Below are 18,194 nucleotides of genomic sequence, written 5' to 3' on the forward strand. Positions count from 1 at the left end.
ATGTCTGTGCTGTCCGGCATGACGGGCTTTGCCCGCGCCACATCAAGCGGTAATTTCGGGACGTTGTCGGCAGAGGCGCGCTCGGTAAACGGGCGTGGTCTGGACATGCGTCTGCGCCTGCCCGACGGCACAGGTCATCTCGAAGCCGAGGCGCGCAGCCGCATCAAGGCGGCGTTCGAGCGTGGTTCGGTGTCGATCAATATCAGCCTTGAAAAGCCTGCAGACATTGAGGCTGCGGTTCATATCGATGAGGCGCGCCTGCGTATTCTGGCGCTTGCCGGGCGTGATCTGGTCGCCAAGGGGCTGGCCGCACCGCCACGCATTGACGGATTGCTGGCCTTGCGCGGTGTGATTGTCAGCGAAGATCAGTCCGGCCGCCAGGAGGTGGATACGGCACAGTCCGATGCTGCTGTTCTCAGCCTGCTTGATGAGGTTATCGCCGCCCTGAAATCTGCCCGGCAGGATGAAGGCGCGCAGCTGAAAGCGGTGCTGGAAGCGCAGATCAGTGAAATTGACGCACTCAAGCAGCAGGCGGCGGCACATCCGGCAGCGACGGCGGACGCGATCCGCGAGCGCCTGAAACAGAAGATTGATGATCTCCTGCCCTCGGGCATAGATCCCGACCGGCTGGCGCAGGAAGCTGCAATACTCGCCGTCAAAGCCGATGTACGCGAGGAGATCGACCGGCTGACGGGCCATGTCGAGGCGGCACGAGGCCTTCTGGCCGGCGGCTCGCCATGTGGGCGCAAGCTCGACTTTCTGGCACAGGAGTTCAACCGCGAGGTGAACACGCTGTGTTCCAAATCCTCTGATCGCGGGCTGACCGAGATCGGGCTTGCCATGAAGCATGTCGTCGATCAGTTCCGCGAGCAGGTTCAGAATCTGGAGTAGCCCCATGCCTGTCGGATCGCTTTCAGGGCCGGTTTTCCGCGGACAGCGGCGCGGGCTGATGCTTGTCCTGTCCAGTCCCTCCGGCGCGGGCAAGACCACGCTGTCTCGCCGCCTGATCGCGTCTAACCCGGATCTGGTGCTGTCGGTCTCGGCGACGACGCGTGCTCCCCGCCCCGGCGAGGTGGACGGGCAGGACTACGTCTTCCTCACCGAAAAAGAGTTTGAGCGTCGGGCCGAGAATGACGAGTTCTACGAATATGCCCGCGTGTTCGGCCACTATTACGGCACGCCAAAGGGGCCGGTGGAAGAAGCGTTGGAAGAGGGCCGGGACGTCGTCTTCGACGTGGACTGGCAAGGCGGGCGGGCGCTCGCTGCCGGTGCGCCGCTGGACTGCGTGAAAGTATTCATCCTGCCGCCGTCGCTCAGTCTGCTGCGTGACCGGCTGACCAAGCGCGCGCAGGACTCAGACGAGGTCATCAATGGCCGCATGGCCAGAGCCAAGGCCGAGATCGAACACTGGGACGAGTATGATTACGTCATCCTCAATGACGATTTTTCCGAAGCGCTCGAACGCCTCTCGCTGATCCTGCACGCAGAGCGCCTGCGCCGTGTCCGCCATCCCTGGCTGAGCGGTTTTGTCAGTGCCTTGATGGAAGAAGGCTAGCCCCGCGCCGTCCGCCACGCTGTTGCGAGCGCCATGAAGCCTTCCGGCGGGATCGTTTCGGCCCGTGCGCCGGGATCCATATCGCAGGACAAAAGCAGCTCTTCGGCGCTGGCACGGGTCTGAGAGGCGGCCTGACCCAGCGATTTGCGCAAAGTCTTACGCCGCTGGCCGAACGCGCTCGCCGTCACGACGGACAATGCTTCGACATCGGCAAAGCGTTCGCCTTCAGGCAGCGGGTCGACGACCACTACGGCGCTGTCGACCTTGGGCGGCGGGGTGAAGGCGCGGGCCGGCAGGGTGAAGGCGTATTTCGCTTTTGCCCGCGCGGCCGTCAGGATGGCGAGGCGCCCATAGGCCTCCTCGCCAGTACGCGCCACAATCCGCTCTGCCACTTCCTTCTGGAACATCAGCACGGCACGCGACCACCAGACGGGTTCGGCCTCCAGCCAGCCGGTGAAGAGGGCCGTGCCAACATTGTAGGGCAGGTTGGCGGCAATGACGGCGCGCTCGCCATCCTGCAGGCCCAGAGCCTCACGCCCGACTTTCAACGCATCTGCCTCAATCACGCTTAGCCGGCCCTCGAAGGCATGGCTTATATCGGCAAGGGCGGGCAGGAAACGGGAATCCTTTTCGATCGCGACGACACGCCTTGCGCCTTCGCTCAGGAGCGCGCGCGTTAACCCGCCGGGGCCCGGCCCCACCTCGATAGCGGTGCTTTGCGGCAGCTCGCCGCACAGCCGTGCGATCTTGGCTGTTAGGTTCAGGTCCAGCAGGAAGTGCTGGCCGAAGCGCTTGTCGGCGGCCAGCCCGTGAGCCGCGATCACCTCGCGAAGCGGAGGCAGTGTATCGGCACTCATCCTGCCCGGCTCCGGTTTTGGGCGATCTGGCGGGCCAGCTGGATAGCGGCAATCAGGCTATCGGCCCGGGCTATACCCTTGCCGGCAATGTCCTTCGCGGTGCCGTGGTCTGGTGAGGTGCGCACGATCGGCAGGCCCAGCGTGACATTCACCCCGCCATGGAAGTCCAGCGTCTTGACCGGGATCAGCCCCTGATCGTGATACAGGCAAACGGCGGCGTCATAGCGCTCGCGCGCTTCGGCGTGAAACATCGTATCGGGCGGCAATGGCCCGCTTATATCGATACCTTCGCTGCGCAACTGCTCCAGCGCCGGCGCCAGGATGTCGATCTCTTCGCGGCCCATACTGCCGCCTTCGCCGGCATGGGGGTTCAGCCCGGCCAGTGCGAGACGGGGGCTGGCGATGTTGAAATCCTGTTGCAGGGCCTGATGCGTGACGCGGGCGGTATGCACAACCCGTCCGGCGCTCAGCGAGGTGATGGCCTCCCGCAAGGCTTGATGAATGGTGACGAGGACGGTGCGCAGCCCCGGCACCGCCAGCATCATCACCGGGCCACGCTCGCCGGGCATTGTCATATCATTCGTGAGATGGGCCAGAAATTCGGTATGTCCGGGAAAGGCAAAGCCTTCCGCATATAGTGCCGCCTTGGAGACAGGATTGGTTACAAGGCCAGCTGCCTCGCCTGAACGCACGCGCGACACTGCATCTTCGATCGAGGCCAGAGCCGGAGAACCGCGACCGTCCGGCAGAACCGGCAAGGCATTTGGAAACGCATCGCGAGCGGATGTGCAGTCAGTAATGGAGGCGGGAGCCGGCAAATCCAGCAAACGGGCCGTATGAGCGAGGATGTCCAGCCCGCCTGCCACAGCAAATACCGGCCCGTCCGGCCGCAGCGCAGCCCACGCCTTCAGCGCGATTTCAGGACCGATGCCTTCAGGGTCTCCCAGCGTCAGGACCAGAGGCGCCTGCGGTTGCGGCATCAGAAATCGCCAACCATCTCCACCGTGGCGTCATTGCGCAGATCGCGCAGCCAGCGGCGCGCCAGCAAGGAAAGCTGCTGATTGACGATCTGGTTTTCGATCTCGTTCGAACCGGGAAGCCCCGGCCCGCCGAGCCTGCGTTCACACAGAACGAAGACCTGAAGCCCGGCTGCGGTTTCCAGAACCGGGCTGGCTTGTCCGTTTTGCAGGCCGGACAGCGCTGATCGGATCTGCGGAACGAGGGCGTTTGCGCCTACCGTTCCGATGTCTGTAACGATCGCCTGCGGCACACTTTGAAACGCGGCCTGGACGTTGCTGCACCCTTGAGTACGGCTGGCGGCGCGTTCCAGTGCCTGACGCCGCTCAGGCGTAACCTGGGAGGTGACCAGTGTGACCTGCTGCAGCGTAAACTGCTCGGTCACCTGACCGTCGCGGCGGTCCGCTAGGGCAACGATCATGTACCCGCCCGGCACACGGATGGGGTTGGAAATGCTGCCGACGGGCATTTGCTGCAGAACCTGAGCGACCTGCGGGCGTACCTGGGCAGCGCTCAGCCAGCCTGCATCGCCGCCGGACGCTGCTGTGGGAGCATCGGACAACTGCTCGGCAACCGCCGGGAAAGGCGCGCCCTGTTCCAGCGCGCGGTAAATGGTGGTGATACGGCGCTCGGCGTCCGTCTCGTCCCCGCTGGCTGGCAGGTTCACCAGTATCTCGGCCACCCGGTACTGGGTCTGGGATGCGCTTTCAGCCAGCCTCTCCAGCGCGCTTTCTATCTGCGCGTCCGAAACACGGATACGGCTGCGATAGCGGCCGCTGACGAGATAGGACCACGCGATTTCAGCGCGAAGCTGCTGGCGCATCGTGTCGATGCTGGCGCCGGCGCTTTCAAGGTCTGCCTGAATGTCCGCCACCGTAACGCCATTGCGCGCAGCGATATCGGCAATCGCTTCGTCGACTTCCTCTTCGGTAATCGGCACCTCGTAGCGCCGGGCGGTCTGAAGCTGCAGCGTCTCCTCGACGAGCGAACGCAAGGCCTGTTGCTGCACTTGCCCGAGCACTTCCTCGGTGGGCTGTATGCCTGAGGTGGTGAGAATGAAGCGCATCCGGTCACGCACCTCATAGGTGGTGATTGGCTGATCATTCACGATCGCCGCAATGCCCTCGACCTGCTGTGCTTGCGCGCCAGCTGCGAGCACCAGGGCACACGGTGCGGCCAGGCACAGCATCAGACGCTTCAGGGACGAAATCGGCATGAGTGTAGCTTCCTGGTTGTCGACCCGCAGACCATACTGATCAGGAGCCTGTAGGCAATCATAACGGCAGCTTGATGACAGCTTTCAGCCATCCTCGGTGACGGCGATATACAATAGTGCGCCCAGCGCGAACAGAGCCGGTGCCGACCACGCCGCACTGACCACGTCCAGGCTGCCGGCGCTGCCCAACCCGGTGAGCATGCGCTGCAGGAAATACAGAAGGAACCCGCCCGCACCGCCTGCCAGGGCAAAACCGGCGGCGCCCCCCAGCCGGGTGAGACGCAAGGTAGCGGCTATCGCTAGCAGCGCCGCAGCAACAAGCAGGAGCGGCTGGGCGAGAAGGGACTGCCAGCGCAGCTCATAGGTGCGCGTGGAAAGTCCCGCTTCGCGCGCCGAAACAATGACCTCCGGGAGGCGCCAGAACGAAACGCCCTGCGCAGAGCGCGTGCGCTCAAAAAGCGCTTCCTGTCCGGTGGTGGTAGGGATGGAAACATCGCCCAGTACGGTTGCTCCGGATTCCGGCCGGTATTCCACCGCTCCGCTAAGTTGCCAGAAGCCGCCAGCCAGGCTGGCCTGACTGGCATGTACCTGCTGTTCGAGTTCGGGCGGGCCGCCATTGGCCCCTTGCGGATTGTAAATCCGGAATATTGGCGAGATCAGCCGTGAATCATCTATGCCCTGTGCGGCGATGACCACGAACTGGTTCTCGCGTACTTCACGCAGCCAGACCCGCGCCCCGCTGACTTCCTCCACAGGGCGGCCCTCGAACAGTGCAGACCGGCGTGCCTCGAAATGCGCGCTGGTCGCCGCGCCCAGCGGGTTGAGCAGGAAACTGCCTGCCAGTCCGGTGGCGAAGGCAAGCGCGGCCACCGGCGCCATGATGCGCCAGACCGATACCCCCGACGCACGCATCACGATCAGTTCGCTGCGCCGGTTCAGCCGGAAAAAGGTCCAGAGCACACCGAACAGCACGATAAAGGGCAGGGTGTCCTGCAGGAGCAGCGGCAGCTTCAGCAGGCTGAACAGGGCTGCGTCGGCGGGCGAGATATCCACCCGCGTTGCGATATCGCGCGAGGTTTCGACGAAGTCGATGAGCAAGATCACCGCAATGACGACAGTCGCGGCGCCCAGCAGGCCCAGAAGTGTCTGCCAGAGGAGGTATCGTGTAAGCACCCTCATGCCACGGCCTTGTCATGGTGAGGCGAGAGGCGCCGGGCAGCAAAGCGTACGGGACGGTGAATCACGATGTAGGCGCCAGCGATGGCGGCTAGCGGAATCGCGTACTGAAGCCAGTTCAGTTCCGGCGTGCTGGCGGCGCCTGCCTGAACGGCGAACCCCGTCAGCCGGACGATCAGTGCGCATGCGCCAGCCAGGGCAACCGCACGTGCATATCCGGTCCGCCGGGGCGGGCCGCTCAGGAAGGCGGCAAGCGCGATCATGGCAAAGGCGAGATTATATAGCGGCGCCGCCAGCCGGTAATGGCCTTCTGCCAACAGGTTGCCGCGTCCCCTTGCCCGGGCCGTTTCACCAGGACTGGGGTTGAACAGTTCGGGCAGGTAGCGATCGCTTTCCTTGAAGAAGAAGGCATCGGTCGGATCAATGAAGGCGGTAAGATCAAACTCATAGCTGTCGAAGGTCAGGCTGGACAGCGTGCCGGATTCCTCGATCTGCGAAACAACTCCGTCGCGCAGCAGCATGACCGGCCCGCGTTCCGCCCGTACGATCTGGCCTTGCCGGGCCGAATACGCCGTGCTGGCAGTGCCGCGCCCATCCTCGATGAAGACATCGCTCATCACGCCGCCATCGCCCAGTGTGCGGGCGTAGAAGGTGACATCCACGCCCATGGCGACGAACTCGCCTGGCCGCATGACGCTGGCGGCGATGTCCGTGCGCACATCGTATATGGCCTGGCGCATCTCCCGGTAGGCGGCAGGCTGGATGAAAAGATTCACCCCCAGATTGATCAGGGTTGCGTAGATCGCTACTCGCAAAAACGGCGAGAGCCTCTCTCTCCGGCTGAGCCCGGCGGCGGCCGCTACTGTCAGCTCGGATTCGCTCATCATCCGGTTCAGCGCGCCCGCGCAGGCGATGAAGACCGCGATGGGCATCAGCAGGGCGACGATCTGCGGCACCGCCAGAATGGTCACCCACAGGAATACGAGCAGCGTTTCGCCCCGGTCCGCGACCAGATTCAGGTTGGACAGCGATTGCGTGAGAATCGCCAGGCCAGTCAGCGCAGCCAGCGTAATGAGGAATGGCAGCATGGCCTGCCGGAAGGCGTAACGCTGAAACAGCTTCATTTGGATGCTTTGCGGTCTTCTGTGTGACGACAGACTTCTACCCCGGCTTCAGATCGGATACCACTAAAGCCAGCCAAATTCCCGCAGTTCGGCTGCCCGGTGCCGCGATGGAGCTCCGGGCCTGCCGGAAACCGAGCCGGGTACGTGTCGTTCAGAAAGGAATTCCATGCAAATCAAGTTCTCCTCGAAACCCTCCGGCGACGCCCTGGCCGTTGCCGTTTACGAGAAGGCGAGCCTGTCGCCGTCGGCCAAGGCTCTGGAGGAGGCAAGCGGCGGCAGCCTGACCCGGGCCATCAAGGCCTCACGGTTTACCGGCGATGCCGGGCAGGTGCTTGAGATTGCGGCGCCTGCAGGTGTGAAGGCTGCGCGGATTGTCCTGTTCGGCCTGGGGTCCAAGAAGACGGCCAACGGCAATGTTTACGAGAAAGCTGTCGCGGCGGCCGTAAAGCAGCTTCTGCTGGGCGGTGCGCAAATTCTTTCCGTTCACATTGATGCGGAGGACGGCGAACTGGCGTCGCGTGCGGCGCTCGGTTCAACCATGGCCGCCTACCGCTTCGACCAGTACCGCACCAAGCTGAAATCGGACAAGAAGCCCTCCCTGACAACGGTCGAGATCGTGGCGGCGGATGACAAGGCCGCGAAAAAGGTCTGGAAGAGCTGGGAGTCCGTTGCCGAAGGCGTGAAGCTTGCCCGTGATCTTGTCATGGAGCCGCCGAACATCCTTCACCCCGAAGAGTACGCCAGGCGCATCTCCAAGCTCGAAAAGGAAGGCCTCGAGGTCGAGATACTGGGCGAATCCCAGATGAAAAAGCTCGGCATGGGGTCGCTTCTCGGTGTCAGCCAGGGCTCGGTGCGCGAAGCCCAGCTTGTGATCATGCGCTGGAATGGCGGCAAGGAGGGCGACAAGCCGCTCGCCTTCGTCGGCAAGGGTCTGACCTTCGACACGGGTGGTATCTCGCTGAAACCCGGAGCCGGGATGGAGGAGATGAAGGGCGATATGGGCGGCTCTGCTGCCGTGGTCGGCCTGATGCGCGCGCTCGCTGGCCGCAAGGCCAAAGCCAATGTGGTGGGCGTTGTCGCGCTGGTGGAGAACATGCCCGATGGCAATGCGCAGCGCCCCGGGGACGTCGTTACCTCCATGTCCGGGCAGACCATCGAGATTCTCAACACGGACGCCGAAGGCCGTCTCGTCCTGGCTGATGCGCTCTGGTACACGCAAGAGAAGTTTGATCCCGCCTTCATCATCGATCTGGCCACGCTGACCGGCGCCGTTCTGGTGGCGCTCGGCCACGAGCACGCGGCCATCTTCTCCAATGATGACAAGCTGGCTGACAGGCTCTATGCGGCCGGCAAGGCGTCTGACGAAGGCGTGTGGCGCCTGCCCATCGGTCCGGAATATGACCGTCATATCGACAGTGACATCGCTGACATGAAAAATCTGGGGCAGGGCCGCAACGCCGGCTCGATCGCCGGCGCGGTGTTCCTGCAGCGCTTCGTCAACGGCAAGCCATGGGTGCATATGGATATTGCCGGAACGGCCATGTATGCGGGCTCCAAGGATCCGCGCCTGCCCGCCTTCGGCACGGGCTATGGTGTGCGCGTGCTGGACCGTTTCGTCCGCGATTTCTACGAGAGCTGATAACGCGCGCTGATGGCCGAGCTCTGGTTTTATCATCTGGAAAAGGCCGGTGTGGGCGATGTCCTGCCCGGCCTGCTCCAGAAGGTGCTTGAGCGCGGCTCGCGGGCGCTGGTCGTAGTGCCTGACGATGAGGCCGCGGCCCGGCTGGACGCACAACTATGGAGTTTCCGCGAGGAGAGCTTCCTGCCGCACGGGCGCGATAGCGAGCCCCATGCGCCGCGCCAGCCTGTTCTGATCTCTACCGAAACGCGCAATGTGAACCAGGCAGACATGCTGTTCTGCCTTGGTGGAGCAGACCCCGGCAACCCGGACGGCTGGAGCCGCGTTATACTCCTGTTCGAGGACAGCGATGAGGCCGCCAAGCAAAGCGCGCGCTCACTCTGGTCCGCCATGAAAAAGTCGGGAACGACCGTATCCTACTGGAAACAGTCCGATCAGGGACGCTGGGAGAAACAGGGATGATCCGATACGCCGCCACTTTTGCTTCGCTGGCCATGCTGGCTGCCTGCGCCACCGCCGTAGATGGTACTGATGGCGGCGAGGTCATCGACCGCTCGGGATCGGGCGACTGCCCCGCTGCGCAATTCCAGCTGCTTGTTGGCCAGATGCGCGGCGAGATCGATACCTCCACCCTGCCAGTCCCCTACCGCATCTATGGCCGCGATGACGCCGTCACGATGGACTACCGGCCTGACCGGATGAATATCGTGATTGGCGATAATGGCCGCGTGGAGCGCGTGAGCTGCGGGTAGGGGCCTAAACCCCCGCCGCCTCGCGGGCCTGTTCATAGGCGTCGTCGGCTTCCAGCCATTTCATCTCGGCCGCGTCGATCAGCTCCTCGGCGCGGGCGCGCTTCTTCGTCAGCTCGGTGGCAAGGCCGGGGTCTTTCTCCCACAGGCCCGGCACGGCGAGCCCCTTGTCGATGGTGGCGAGGACGGCTTTCAGCCGTTCAGCCTCACGCTCCCATTTGAGCGCCTCGGCCTTGAGAGGTTTCAGCTTCGAGCGGGCTTCGGCGGCATCCTTGCGCCGCTCAAGCTTCACATCCGGCTTGGCTTTCCCGCGTGCGTTGCCGTCCGTATCCGGGCGCAGCAATTGCTTGCGGTACTCGTCCATATCGCCCTCATAGGGCTTTACCGTGCCACCTTCGGCAATCCACAGCCTGTCAACGCACGCCTCGATCAGATGGCGGTCATGGCTGATCAGGATCACCGCGCCCTCATAGGTGTTGATGGCGTCCATCAGGGCGGCGCGGCTGTCCATGTCGAGGTGATTGGTTGGTTCGTCGAGGATCAGCAAATGCGCGCCGTGAAAGCTGATGAGGTTCATCAACAAGCGTGCCTTCTCCCCGCCGGACAGGGATTTGGCGGGCGTCTCCTGCCGGTCGCCGGGCAGGCCGAAGCGGGCAAGGCGCGCGCGGCGCTGGGCCTCGGTCGCATCCGGCATCAGTTCGAGAATATGCTGATAGGCAGACGTGTTCGGGTGCAGCGCGTCGATCTGGTGCTGCGCGAAATGAGCGATCTCCAGCTTCTTGTGCATGCGCATCGCACCCGCGAGCACGGGGATCTGCCCGGTCAGCAGCTTGGCGAAAGTGGATTTGCCCGCGCCATTGCGGCCCAGAAGGCCGATCCGGTCATCAATATCGATGCGCAGATCCATGTTCTTGAGGATGATCGTATCCTCATCATAGCCGGTCGCGGCGCCATCAAGGCGCACCAGCGGGTTGGCCATGCGGCGCGGGGCGACAGGCAGGTCGAAGGGTGCCACCGGATCGGCCACCGAGGTCGCCACGGGCTGCATTTTCTCCAGCCGCTTCACCCGCGACTGGGCCTGTTTCGCCTTGCTGGCCTTGGCCTTGAAGCGGTCGACAAAGGCCTGCAGGCGGCGGCGCTCATCCTCCTGCTTTTCCACCAGCTTCATGGTCAGGCGCTGGCGCTCGGCGAGCTGCTTTTCAAACTGGTCGTAGCCGCCATCCCAGACGGTGAGCTTGGCGTCTTTGAGATGCGCGATCATGTCGATGGAGGCATTGAGCAGCCCCCGGTCGTGGGAGATCAGCAGCACGGCGCCCGGAAACTTCTGCAGATAGTTTTCCAGCCACACCGCGCCTTCAAGGTCGAGATAGTTGGTCGGCTCGTCGAGCAAGAGAAGATCAGGCCGGGCAAAGAGCGTGGCCGCCAGCGCCGCGCGCATGCGCCAGCCGCCGGAGAAGGCCGAGCAGGGGCGTTGCTGCTCCTCATTGGAAAAGCCCAGCCCGTGCAGGATCGCGCCCGCGCGCGCTTCGGCTGAATGGGCGTCAATATCGGCCAGCCGCGTCTGGATGTCGGCGATGCGGTTAGGGTCGGTGGCGGTTTCGGCTTCTGCGAGCAGACTCGCGCGCTCTGTGTCGGCGGCCAGCACGAAATCGATGATGGAGATGGGGCCGCCGGGCGCTTCCTGCTCCACGCTGCCCATGCGCATGCCCGGCTGGATGCGGATATCGCCGGTCTCCGGGCTCGCCTCACCGCGGATCAGCCGCAACAGGGTCGACTTGCCGGTACCATTGCGCCCGACAAGGCCCATCTTGGTTTTCGCCGGCAGGAAGAGGGTAGCCTGCTCGAACAGGATGCGCCCTTCAATGCGGTAGGTGAGGTCGTTGATGTGCAGCATGGGGCGCCGCGTAGCATGCCTTGCTGGCCCGTGAAAGCGCCGCTATAAGCCGCGCCAAACACCACCTCCCCAACCATCACCCAAGGGAAAATACACCATGGCGCTGCAACGCACCTTCTCCATCATCAAGCCCGACGCCACCAAGCGCAACCTCACAGGCAAGATCAACGCCGTTATCGAGGATGCGGGCCTTCGCATCATCGCCCAGAAGCGCATCCACATGACCAAGGCGCAGGCCGAGACCTTCTACGGTGTGCACCGCGAACGCCCCTTCTTCAACGATCTGGTGTCCTTCATGATTTCCGGCCCGGTCGTCGTGCAGGTGCTCGAAGGCGAAGATGCCATCGCCAAATACCGCACCGTCATGGGCGCCACCAACCCGGCCAATGCCGATGAAGGCACGATCCGCAAGCTGTTTGCCGAATCCATCGAAGCCAACTCGGTCCATGGCTCTGATGCTCCGGAAACGGCTGCCGTCGAGATCGCCTACTTCTTCGCCGGTCTGGAGCTGGTGGGGTAAACAGCCACCACATAAAGGGAAAGGCGGATCGCCATGCTTACCGCGTTTGTGCTCGGCCTTTCCCTCCAGCTCTTCGCAGGGACGTGCGGCGATCTGCGTGTCGTCGACGGACGGGTCTGGACGGACATCACCATCAATGGCGTCGCTACAGAGGCGCTGTTTGATTCCGGCTCGGAAATCACCGTCGTAGATCTAGGCTTTGCCGCGCAGGCCATTCAGGGCGACGCCGAGACGGTCGAGGCCCGTGGCACCGGCGCTGCTACCGTAAGCGCCGGTCTGGTGCAGGGCGTCAGCATCGGCGCGGCAGGGCTCGAGCTGGCTGACTCCGTCATCGCGGTCATGGACCTGTCGGATATTTCAGAACGCCTTGTCGGGCGTCCGGTCCCTGCGATACTGGGCCGGGAAGCGTTCGACGCCTCCCGCCTCGCCATTGATTTCGACGCCGGCCAGGTGTGCCGGATGGACCGGGCCGCAGAGCCGGACGGGGCGCGCCGCGCCCTGGTGTCTCGCGCCGGCATCATGGCGTTCGAGATCGCCATCGAGGGCCAGACGGTTCTGGCTGATTTCGATACCGGAAACAGAGGCGCGCTGTTGCTCGACACGACAGCCGCAGAGGCGGCTGGCCTGCTTGACGGCCGGGCGGAGACACTCCGCTCTGGCGGCGGCATTGGCGGCGCGGTTGATCGCCGCATTCTCGAAGCGCGCAGCGTGGAGGTGGCCGGCGCTGTATTCGACACGGTGGAGGCCGAGATTGACCCTCGCGAGAGCGAGGCGGGCAGCGCCAATATCGGGCTGGGCCTATTGACGCGGTTTCACCTGGTTGTCGACTTCGCTGAGAGCGCCATCTGGCTCGCCCCCCGGCAGGACTGAAAAAAAAGGCCCGGCAGCGATGCCGGGCTTTTTTGTTGGCCCACTCGCTACTTCGCCGCCACCGTCCAGTCCGCATCCACGTTGAGGAAGCCGCCCGACTGACGTTTCCACAAGCGGGCGTAGACGCCGTCCTGCGCCAGCAGCGCGTCGTGGCTGCCCTGTTCGATGATGCGGCCCTCCTCCATCACCACCAGCCGGTCCAGCATGGCGATGGTGGAGAGACGGTGCGCGATGGCGATGACGGTCTTGCCCTCCATGAGCTGGTAGAGCTGTTCCTGAATGGCAGCTTCAACTTCAGAATCGAGCGCAGAGGTGGCTTCGTCCAGCACGAGGATCGGCGCGTCTTTGAGGAGGATGCGCGCAATCGCGATGCGCTGGCGCTGGCCGCCGGAAAGCTTCACGCCGCGCTCGCCGACATGGGCGTCATAGCCGGTTCGGCCATCAATGTCGGAAAGATCCGGGATGAACGCGTCGGCCTGCGCCCGGCGGGCCGCGTCCATCACGGCTGCATCATCGGCGTCCGCCGAGCCATAGGCGATATTGTCCCGGATCGAGCGGTGCAGAAGCGAGGTATCCTGCGTGACCATGCCGATCTGGCGGCGCAGGGAATCTTGCGTCACCTGAGATATGTCCTGTCCGTCAATCGTGATGCGTCCGCCTTCCAGCTCGTAAAAGCGCAAGAGCAGATTGACGAGGGTGGACTTGCCAACGCCCGACCGGCCCACAAGCCCCACCTTCTCACCGGGCGCGATGTCGAGGGCGAGCCCCTCGATGACGCCGCTCTCCTTGCCATAGTGGAAGGCGATATTCTCAAAGCCGATCGCGCCTTGCGAGACGGCAAGCGGTTTCGCGTCCGGCACGTCCCGGATCGCCTGTTCCTGCGCGATGGTGTTGATGCCGTCCTGAATGGTGCCGACGGCTTCAAACAGGCCCGCCGTCTCCCAGAGGATCCAGTCCGACATGGCGCGGATGCGCATCACGATGGCGACCGCCACGGCGACCACGCCAAGACCCACCAGACCCATCTGCCAGGCGATGATGGTGGAAGCCGTCACGGCCACCAGCAGCACGGCGTTCAGCGTCTGCAGAAGCGTGTAGAGCCCGGTGACGAGGCGCATCTGCTTATAAACCGTACCCATGAAGCCGCTCATCGCCTCGCGGGCATAGCCTTCCTCGCGGCGGGCATGGGCAAACAGCTTGATGGTCTGGATATTGGTGTAGCTGTCGACGACGCGGCCGGTCATCTCCGCGCGCGCATCGGCCTGCTTCATCGAGATGTCACGCAGGCGCGGGATGAAGTGGACCAGCAGCCAGATATAACCCGCCAGCCACAGCACGAGCGGGATCATCAGGAAGGGCTCGGCCCCGCCCACCAATACCAGGGCGCCCACGAAATAGACGGCCACATAGACGAAGATGTCGAGCACCTTCATCACCGTCTCGCGCACGGCCAGCGCGGTCTGCATCACCTTCTGGCTCACCCGTCCGGCGAACTCGTCCTGGAAGAAGCTCATGGACTGGCCAAGGATGTAGCGGTGCGTCAGCCAGCGCGCGAGCATCGGAAAATTGCCGAAAATCGTCTGGTGGGTGATGAGCGAGTTGAACAGCACCAGCAGCGGAAACCCGATCAGGATGAAGGCCGCCATGGCCATAAGGCCGGCGCCGTGCTCCTCAAACAATGTCTCGCGGTCAGCCGCCGCCAGCCAGTCCACCAGCGTGCCGAGAAAGCCCAGAAACACCACCTCGAACACCGACAGGATCGCGGTCAGCACCGATAGCGTGATCAGCCACGGCCAGACGGGCCGTGTGTAATGGGCCACAAAGCCCAGAAGGGTTTTGGGCGGCGCCTCCGGCTCGTTGGCGGGGAAGGGATCAATGCGGGATTCAAAAAAGCGGAACATCAAAAAACCTTGTGGGCGAGCCCCGGCGGCCGGGGTTTGGGGGACGATTTGCCGTGTCGGCCCGAAATGGTCTAGAACCTCAACTTAAGTTGAGCTCAAAGGCAAAAGACATGTCATCCATGAAGAAGGTCAGGCCGGTGCGCGGCTTGAGCGTTGGCGAGCTGGCCGCCCGCGCCGGTGTCAACGTCTCCACCTTGCACTTTTACGAGACAAAAGGGCTGATCGCCAGCAGCCGTACGAGCGGCAATCAGCGCCGCTATGGCCGCGATGTATTGCGCCGGGTCGCCGTGATCCGGGTGGCGCAGCGCGCAGGGGTGCCGCTGGCTGAAATCGCCGCCACGCTCGATGCGCTGCCTGCAAGGCGCACGCCTGATGCGGCGGACTGGGCGAAGCTATCGGCGGGCTGGAAAGCCGCGCTGGCTGCACGCATCACGGCGCTGACCCAGCTGAAAGACGAGCTGGAGGGCTGCATTGGCTGCGGGTGCCTGTCGCTGACCGACTGCCCCTTGCGCAATCCGGGCGATGCGCTGGCCAAGGACGGGCCGGGGGCGAGATTGCTGGAGGGGTGAGCGCTTTCGCGATTCCCTGAACTCCCGGCCAAGCGCAGCGCAGAGCCGGGATCTGGTGCAGAACTTCCCCTCTCGTCGTTCCCGCGCAGGCGGGAACCCAGAGCCAATTGGCACTGTCTTCGCTCTTCGATCTCTGGATCCCCGCCTGCGCGGGGATGACGAGGGGAGGGCTTTGGGTTTTCCCGCCCCGCCCCCCCTAATCGATCCCCGGCTTTTTCCGCAGGGCCTTGGTCTGGCCCTTCTTCGCCTTGGCGTCTTTCTGGCGCTTGATCGAGCTCAAGGACGGGCGGGACTTGATGCGCGGTTTCGGCTTGCGGCTGGCCTGCCGGATCAGGCGTATCAGGCGGGCGCGGGCCTCCGCGCGATTGCGCTCCTGGGAGCGGTGATCCTCCACATGCAGGATAAGCACGCCGTCCTGCGTCATGCGGCTGCCGGCCAGGCGGATGAGGCGCTGCTTGATGGCGGGGGCGAGGGCGCTCGCGGCGACGTCATAGCGCAGCTGCACCGCGCTGGCGGTCTTGTTTACATGCTGACCGCCCGGTCCGGACGCTTTCACGAAGCGCTCGGTTATCAGGCCCTCATCAAGGATGATGTCGTCAGTTATACGCATGTCGGCCTGAAGTGGGTTTGAGGCTGCTGGTCTAGCTCGTGCGAGTCTGAATCAGTGAAGCAAAGAGCGAACTCGACCGAACTACAGCTTGCACAATTATCGGCTGAAGGCGACGTTTGCGTACTGGTCCACGGTCACGATGAGGACGTGAATGTCAAAGATTACGGACTACGACCCTAAGCTCGAAGCGCTCAAAATCATCCTCGACGCCCGGCGCCACGAGATTGACCTCGTTTGGAAGCGCGGGTTGTTTTTCTGGGGCTTTGTGGCGCTGGCAGCAGCAGGAACTGGGCACGCGTTAATTGATGGCGCAACGCACTTGTATTTGGCGATGGTGACTTCCGGGCTAGGAGCGGCGGCTTCGTTTGCATCGTATCTCGTCGCGAGAGGCTCCAAACGTTGGCAAGTGATCTGGGAACTGAGGGCGGAAATTGTTGAGCGGGAGGTTATAGGACGGCTATTTCATTCCACCCAAGACATCCACCATTTAAAAGAAATGCGCGATGGCCCCGTAAATGAAACGCACAATAAAAAAATCACAGATATTATTGAGCCAAAGGAATTTTCTGTATCAAAATTATACACTTTATTAAATTTATGCCTTGCGATTATATTTACATTGATATTTGAAATTATATGCGTTTATTGGGCTGGCGTTGATTTTCAGAGAAATTTCGACCTAATAAAGGCGATCGCAATAGGGGGTGCTAATTTTTTATTGATCGCATTTTTCTGTCTTGCATATTGCTACTGCCGGTCGTCACCTGGTTCTTCTGACAAGATGGATTTAAAGTAGCTTTACAAGCGCCAGTTTCAGCGCTTCCGGATAAAGCCGGTGCTCCTCCACCAGCACGCGCGCGGCGAGCGTTTCGGGCGTATCGCCGGGGAGGACCGGCACGCGGGCCTGCGCAATCACCGGGCCTTCATCCATGCCAGGCGTGACCCAGTGGACGGTGCAGCCATGTTCGGCTTCGCCTGCCTCGATGGCGCGCGCATGCGTGTCCACGCCCTTGAATTTCGGCAGCAGGGAGGGGTGGATATTGATCATCCGCCCGGCCCACTGGTTCACGAAGCCTTCGGTGAGGATGCGCATGAAACCGGCAAGGCAGACAAACTCCGCGCCGGCCTCGCGCAAGGCCGCATCGAGCGCGGCTTCAAAGCTCATCCGGCTGTCAAAGGCCTTGTGGTCGATGGCGATGGCGGCGATGCCCGCTTCTCTTGCGCGCTCCAGCCCATAGGCGTCAGGCCGGTTGGAGATCACGGCCACGATGCGGGCGGGGTAGTCCGGCTGCGCGCACGCATCGATCAGGCATTGCAGGTTCGATCCGCGCCCGGAGATGAGAACGGCAATCGGCGTCTTGCCGGTCATTTCGCGGTGAGATGGCCGATGATGGCAGCGGTCTCGCCTGCCTCTTTCAGAGCAGCGAGCACGTCATCGGCGTCTTCGGCAGCGACAGCGGCGATCATGCCGATCCCGCAATTGAAGGTGCGGCGCATTTCGCTTTCCGCGATGCCGCCCGCGCTTTCCAGCCAGCGGAAGACGGCGGGGCGTTCAAAGCTTGCGTAATCGACCTCGAAGCCCAGGTGACCCGGGAGCATGCGCGGCGTGTTCTCGGTGATCCCGCCGCCGGTAATGTGGGCTAGGCCTTTGATCTTCCCGGCGCGGATGAGCGGCATCAGCGATTTCACATAGATGCGGGTTGGCTCCAGCAGCGCTTCGCCGAGTTTGCGGCCCGGCGCGAAGGGCGCCTCGCTGTCGAACTTCAGGCCAGCATGCTCGATCACGCGGCGCACAAGCGAATAGCCATTGGAATGCGGGCCGGAGGAGGCCAGCCCGATCAGCACATCACCAGCCATCATGTCGGCTTCGCGGGGCAGGAGGTTGCCGCGCTCGGCTGCGCCGACGACAAAGCCTGCCAGATCGAAATCCTCGCCCTCATACATGCCCGGCATTTCAGCCGTTTCCCCGCCAATGAGCGCGCAGCCCGCAAGGCGGCACCCGGCGGCAATGCCTTTGACGATCTCCGCGCCGCGCGCCGGGTCGAGCTTGCCGGTGGCGAAATAGTCGAGGAAGAACAAGGGCTCAGCGCCCTGCGCCAGCACGTCATTGACGCACATGGCCACCAGATCGATGCCGACCGTGTCCACAATGCCGGTATCGATGGCGAGGCGCAGCTTGGTGCCCACCCCGTCCGTGCCGGACACCAGGATCGGGTCCTTGAAGCCAGCGGCTTTCAGATCAAACGCGCCGCCAAACCCGCCAAGGTCTGCTGCCGCGCCGGGCCGGGCGGTGGATTTTGCCAGCGGCTTGATGGCCTCTACGAGGGCGTCACCCGCGTCGATGTCGACACCGGCAGAGGCATAGGTGAGGCCTTGTGAGGGCGGGTTGCTGGCCAAGATCGTCGCTCCGGCAAAGGGATCGGGATTCTCGCGCAAACAACTGCAAGGGGACGGGCTTGGCAAGAGGGCGGGTCTGTAAATAGCGCCTGTCCCCGCT

General features: G+C 63.3%; 19 protein-coding genes. 9 read left to right on the plus strand and 10 right to left on the minus strand.

What is annotated here, in order from left to right:
• A complete protein-coding gene (locus ACTIGC_RS09420) occupies positions 1-891 on the plus strand; it encodes a YicC/YloC family endoribonuclease (RefSeq protein ID WP_439634151.1) in 891 nt (296 codons plus the stop codon).
• Positions 892-895: 4 nt separating this feature from the next.
• The gene (gmk, locus tag ACTIGC_RS09425; RefSeq protein ID WP_439634152.1) at positions 896-1,555 is read left to right on the plus strand and encodes a guanylate kinase; all 660 of its coding nucleotides are present in this window, start codon (positions 896-898) and stop codon (positions 1,553-1,555) included.
• Here gmk and rsmA read toward each other — a convergent pair.
• From rsmA to ACTIGC_RS09450, 5 genes are all read right to left on the minus strand, one after another.
• Positions 1,552-2,412 carry a 16S rRNA (adenine(1518)-N(6)/adenine(1519)-N(6))-dimethyltransferase RsmA gene (rsmA, locus tag ACTIGC_RS09430; RefSeq protein ID WP_439634153.1) on the minus strand — a complete coding sequence of 287 codons (861 nt, stop codon included), beginning with the start codon at positions 2,410-2,412 and terminating at the stop codon, positions 1,552-1,554. The two genes, gmk and rsmA, sit on opposite strands and share 4 nt — an antisense overlap.
• Positions 2,409-3,392 carry a 4-hydroxythreonine-4-phosphate dehydrogenase PdxA gene (pdxA, locus tag ACTIGC_RS09435; RefSeq protein WP_439634154.1) on the minus strand — a complete coding sequence of 328 codons (984 nt, stop codon included), beginning with the start codon at positions 3,390-3,392 and terminating at the stop codon, positions 2,409-2,411. Before pdxA ends, rsmA begins: the two co-directional genes overlap by 4 nt.
• Entirely contained in the window at positions 3,392-4,645 is a 1,254-nt protein-coding gene (locus ACTIGC_RS09440; protein WP_439634155.1) for a peptidylprolyl isomerase, read from the minus strand. Before ACTIGC_RS09440 ends, pdxA begins: the two co-directional genes overlap by 1 nt.
• 84 nt (positions 4,646-4,729) lie before the next feature.
• Positions 4,730-5,824, minus strand: a complete 1,095-nt coding sequence (locus ACTIGC_RS09445) for an LptF/LptG family permease (RefSeq protein ID WP_439634156.1) — start codon at positions 5,822-5,824, stop codon at positions 4,730-4,732.
• Entirely contained in the window at positions 5,821-6,945 is a 1,125-nt protein-coding gene (locus ACTIGC_RS09450) for an LptF/LptG family permease (RefSeq protein WP_439634157.1), read from the minus strand. Before ACTIGC_RS09450 ends, ACTIGC_RS09445 begins: the two co-directional genes overlap by 4 nt.
• A gap of 166 nt (positions 6,946-7,111) precedes the next feature.
• On the opposite strand from ACTIGC_RS09450, the gene ACTIGC_RS09455 reads away from it, so the two are divergent.
• The 3 genes from ACTIGC_RS09455 to ACTIGC_RS09465 are packed head-to-tail and all read left to right on the plus strand — an operon-like array spanning position 7,112 to position 9,336.
• Entirely contained in the window at positions 7,112-8,584 is a 1,473-nt protein-coding gene (locus ACTIGC_RS09455) for a leucyl aminopeptidase (RefSeq protein WP_439634158.1), read from the plus strand.
• A 12-nt stretch (positions 8,585-8,596) separates the two neighbouring features.
• A complete protein-coding gene (locus tag ACTIGC_RS09460; RefSeq protein ID WP_439634159.1) occupies positions 8,597-9,046 on the plus strand; it encodes a DNA polymerase III subunit chi in 450 nt (149 codons plus the stop codon).
• Complete coding sequence (locus ACTIGC_RS09465) at positions 9,043-9,336, plus strand: I78 family peptidase inhibitor (protein WP_439634160.1); 294 nt, start codon at positions 9,043-9,045, stop codon at positions 9,334-9,336. The genes ACTIGC_RS09460 and ACTIGC_RS09465 overlap by 4 nt, the downstream gene beginning before the upstream one ends.
• 4 nt (positions 9,337-9,340) lie before the next feature.
• Here ACTIGC_RS09465 and ACTIGC_RS09470 read toward each other — a convergent pair whose 3' ends face one another.
• On the minus strand, positions 9,341-11,227 hold the full coding sequence (locus ACTIGC_RS09470; protein ID WP_439634161.1) for an ATP-binding cassette domain-containing protein: 1,887 nt from the start codon (positions 11,225-11,227) through the stop codon (positions 9,341-9,343).
• A gap of 97 nt (positions 11,228-11,324) precedes the next feature.
• Here ACTIGC_RS09470 and ndk point away from each other — a divergent pair, with 97 nt between their 5' ends.
• Together ndk and ACTIGC_RS09480 are read left to right on the plus strand one after the other, a co-directional pair.
• A complete protein-coding gene (ndk, locus tag ACTIGC_RS09475) occupies positions 11,325-11,747 on the plus strand; it encodes a nucleoside-diphosphate kinase (protein WP_439634162.1) in 423 nt (140 codons plus the stop codon).
• A gap of 33 nt (positions 11,748-11,780) precedes the next feature.
• On the plus strand, positions 11,781-12,617 hold the full coding sequence (locus ACTIGC_RS09480; RefSeq protein ID WP_439634163.1) for a pepsin/retropepsin-like aspartic protease family protein: 837 nt from the start codon (positions 11,781-11,783) through the stop codon (positions 12,615-12,617).
• A gap of 47 nt (positions 12,618-12,664) precedes the next feature.
• Here ACTIGC_RS09480 and ACTIGC_RS09485 read toward each other — a convergent pair whose 3' ends face one another.
• Positions 12,665-14,518, minus strand: coding sequence for an ABC transporter ATP-binding protein (locus tag ACTIGC_RS09485; protein ID WP_439634164.1), 1,854 nt, complete (start codon positions 14,516-14,518; stop codon positions 12,665-12,667).
• Between the two features lie 119 nt (positions 14,519-14,637).
• Between ACTIGC_RS09485 and soxR the strand changes: the two genes are divergently transcribed.
• A complete protein-coding gene (gene soxR, locus ACTIGC_RS09490; RefSeq protein WP_439634183.1) occupies positions 14,638-15,087 on the plus strand; it encodes a redox-sensitive transcriptional activator SoxR in 450 nt (149 codons plus the stop codon).
• 196 nt (positions 15,088-15,283) lie between these two features.
• Here soxR and arfB read toward each other — a convergent pair whose 3' ends face one another.
• A complete protein-coding gene (arfB, locus tag ACTIGC_RS09495; RefSeq protein WP_439634165.1) occupies positions 15,284-15,697 on the minus strand; it encodes an alternative ribosome rescue aminoacyl-tRNA hydrolase ArfB in 414 nt (137 codons plus the stop codon).
• Between the two features lie 151 nt (positions 15,698-15,848).
• On the opposite strand from arfB, the gene ACTIGC_RS09500 reads away from it, so the two are divergent.
• Positions 15,849-16,493 (plus strand): RipA family octameric membrane protein, encoded by a 645-nt coding sequence (locus ACTIGC_RS09500; protein ID WP_439634166.1) that lies wholly within the window; start codon positions 15,849-15,851, stop codon positions 16,491-16,493.
• Here the strand turns inward: ACTIGC_RS09500 and purN are convergent.
• Both purN and purM read right to left on the minus strand, forming a co-directional pair.
• Complete coding sequence (gene purN / locus ACTIGC_RS09505) at positions 16,485-17,066, minus strand: phosphoribosylglycinamide formyltransferase (protein WP_439634167.1); 582 nt, start codon at positions 17,064-17,066, stop codon at positions 16,485-16,487. The genes ACTIGC_RS09500 and purN overlap by 9 nt on opposite strands.
• On the minus strand, positions 17,063-18,094 hold the full coding sequence (gene purM / locus ACTIGC_RS09510) for a phosphoribosylformylglycinamidine cyclo-ligase (protein ID WP_439634168.1): 1,032 nt from the start codon (positions 18,092-18,094) through the stop codon (positions 17,063-17,065). The genes purN and purM overlap by 4 nt, the downstream gene beginning before the upstream one ends.
• Between the last annotated feature and the right edge of the window lie 100 nt (positions 18,095-18,194).

Origin of the sequence: Glycocaulis sp. (genome assembly GCF_051859565.1) — a bacterium.
In the GTDB taxonomy this organism is placed as follows: Bacteria; Pseudomonadota; Alphaproteobacteria; order Caulobacterales; family Maricaulaceae; genus Glycocaulis.

What these genes read in the sequence shown, in the direction of transcription:
- ACTIGC_RS09420 (WP_439634151.1), top strand. Translation starts at nt 1, where the DNA reads ATGTCTGTGCTGTCCGGCATGACGGGCTTTGCCCGCGCCACATCAAGC.
- gmk (WP_439634152.1), top strand. Translation starts at nt 896, where the DNA reads ATGCCTGTCGGATCGCTTTCAGGGCCGGTTTTCCGCGGACAGCGGCGC.
- rsmA (WP_439634153.1), bottom strand. Translation starts at nt 2,412, where the DNA reads ATGAGTGCCGATACACTGCCTCCGCTTCGCGAGGTGATCGCGGCTCAC.
- pdxA (WP_439634154.1), bottom strand. Translation starts at nt 3,392, where the DNA reads ATGCCGCAACCGCAGGCGCCTCTGGTCCTGACGCTGGGAGACCCTGAA.
- ACTIGC_RS09440 (WP_439634155.1), bottom strand. Translation starts at nt 4,645, where the DNA reads ATGCCGATTTCGTCCCTGAAGCGTCTGATGCTGTGCCTGGCCGCACCG.
- ACTIGC_RS09445 (WP_439634156.1), bottom strand. Translation starts at nt 5,824, where the DNA reads ATGAGGGTGCTTACACGATACCTCCTCTGGCAGACACTTCTGGGCCTG.
- ACTIGC_RS09450 (WP_439634157.1), bottom strand. Translation starts at nt 6,945, where the DNA reads ATGAAGCTGTTTCAGCGTTACGCCTTCCGGCAGGCCATGCTGCCATTC.
- ACTIGC_RS09455 (WP_439634158.1), top strand. Translation starts at nt 7,112, where the DNA reads ATGCAAATCAAGTTCTCCTCGAAACCCTCCGGCGACGCCCTGGCCGTT.
- ACTIGC_RS09460 (WP_439634159.1), top strand. Translation starts at nt 8,597, where the DNA reads ATGGCCGAGCTCTGGTTTTATCATCTGGAAAAGGCCGGTGTGGGCGAT.
- ACTIGC_RS09465 (WP_439634160.1), top strand. Translation starts at nt 9,043, where the DNA reads ATGATCCGATACGCCGCCACTTTTGCTTCGCTGGCCATGCTGGCTGCC.
- ACTIGC_RS09470 (WP_439634161.1), bottom strand. Translation starts at nt 11,227, where the DNA reads ATGCTGCACATCAACGACCTCACCTACCGCATTGAAGGGCGCATCCTG.
- ndk (WP_439634162.1), top strand. Translation starts at nt 11,325, where the DNA reads ATGGCGCTGCAACGCACCTTCTCCATCATCAAGCCCGACGCCACCAAG.
- ACTIGC_RS09480 (WP_439634163.1), top strand. Translation starts at nt 11,781, where the DNA reads ATGCTTACCGCGTTTGTGCTCGGCCTTTCCCTCCAGCTCTTCGCAGGG.
- ACTIGC_RS09485 (WP_439634164.1), bottom strand. Translation starts at nt 14,518, where the DNA reads ATGTTCCGCTTTTTTGAATCCCGCATTGATCCCTTCCCCGCCAACGAG.
- soxR (WP_439634183.1), top strand. Translation starts at nt 14,638, where the DNA reads ATGAAGAAGGTCAGGCCGGTGCGCGGCTTGAGCGTTGGCGAGCTGGCC.
- arfB (WP_439634165.1), bottom strand. Translation starts at nt 15,697, where the DNA reads ATGCGTATAACTGACGACATCATCCTTGATGAGGGCCTGATAACCGAG.
- ACTIGC_RS09500 (WP_439634166.1), top strand. Translation starts at nt 15,849, where the DNA reads ATGTCAAAGATTACGGACTACGACCCTAAGCTCGAAGCGCTCAAAATC.
- purN (WP_439634167.1), bottom strand. Translation starts at nt 17,066, where the DNA reads ATGACCGGCAAGACGCCGATTGCCGTTCTCATCTCCGGGCGCGGATCG.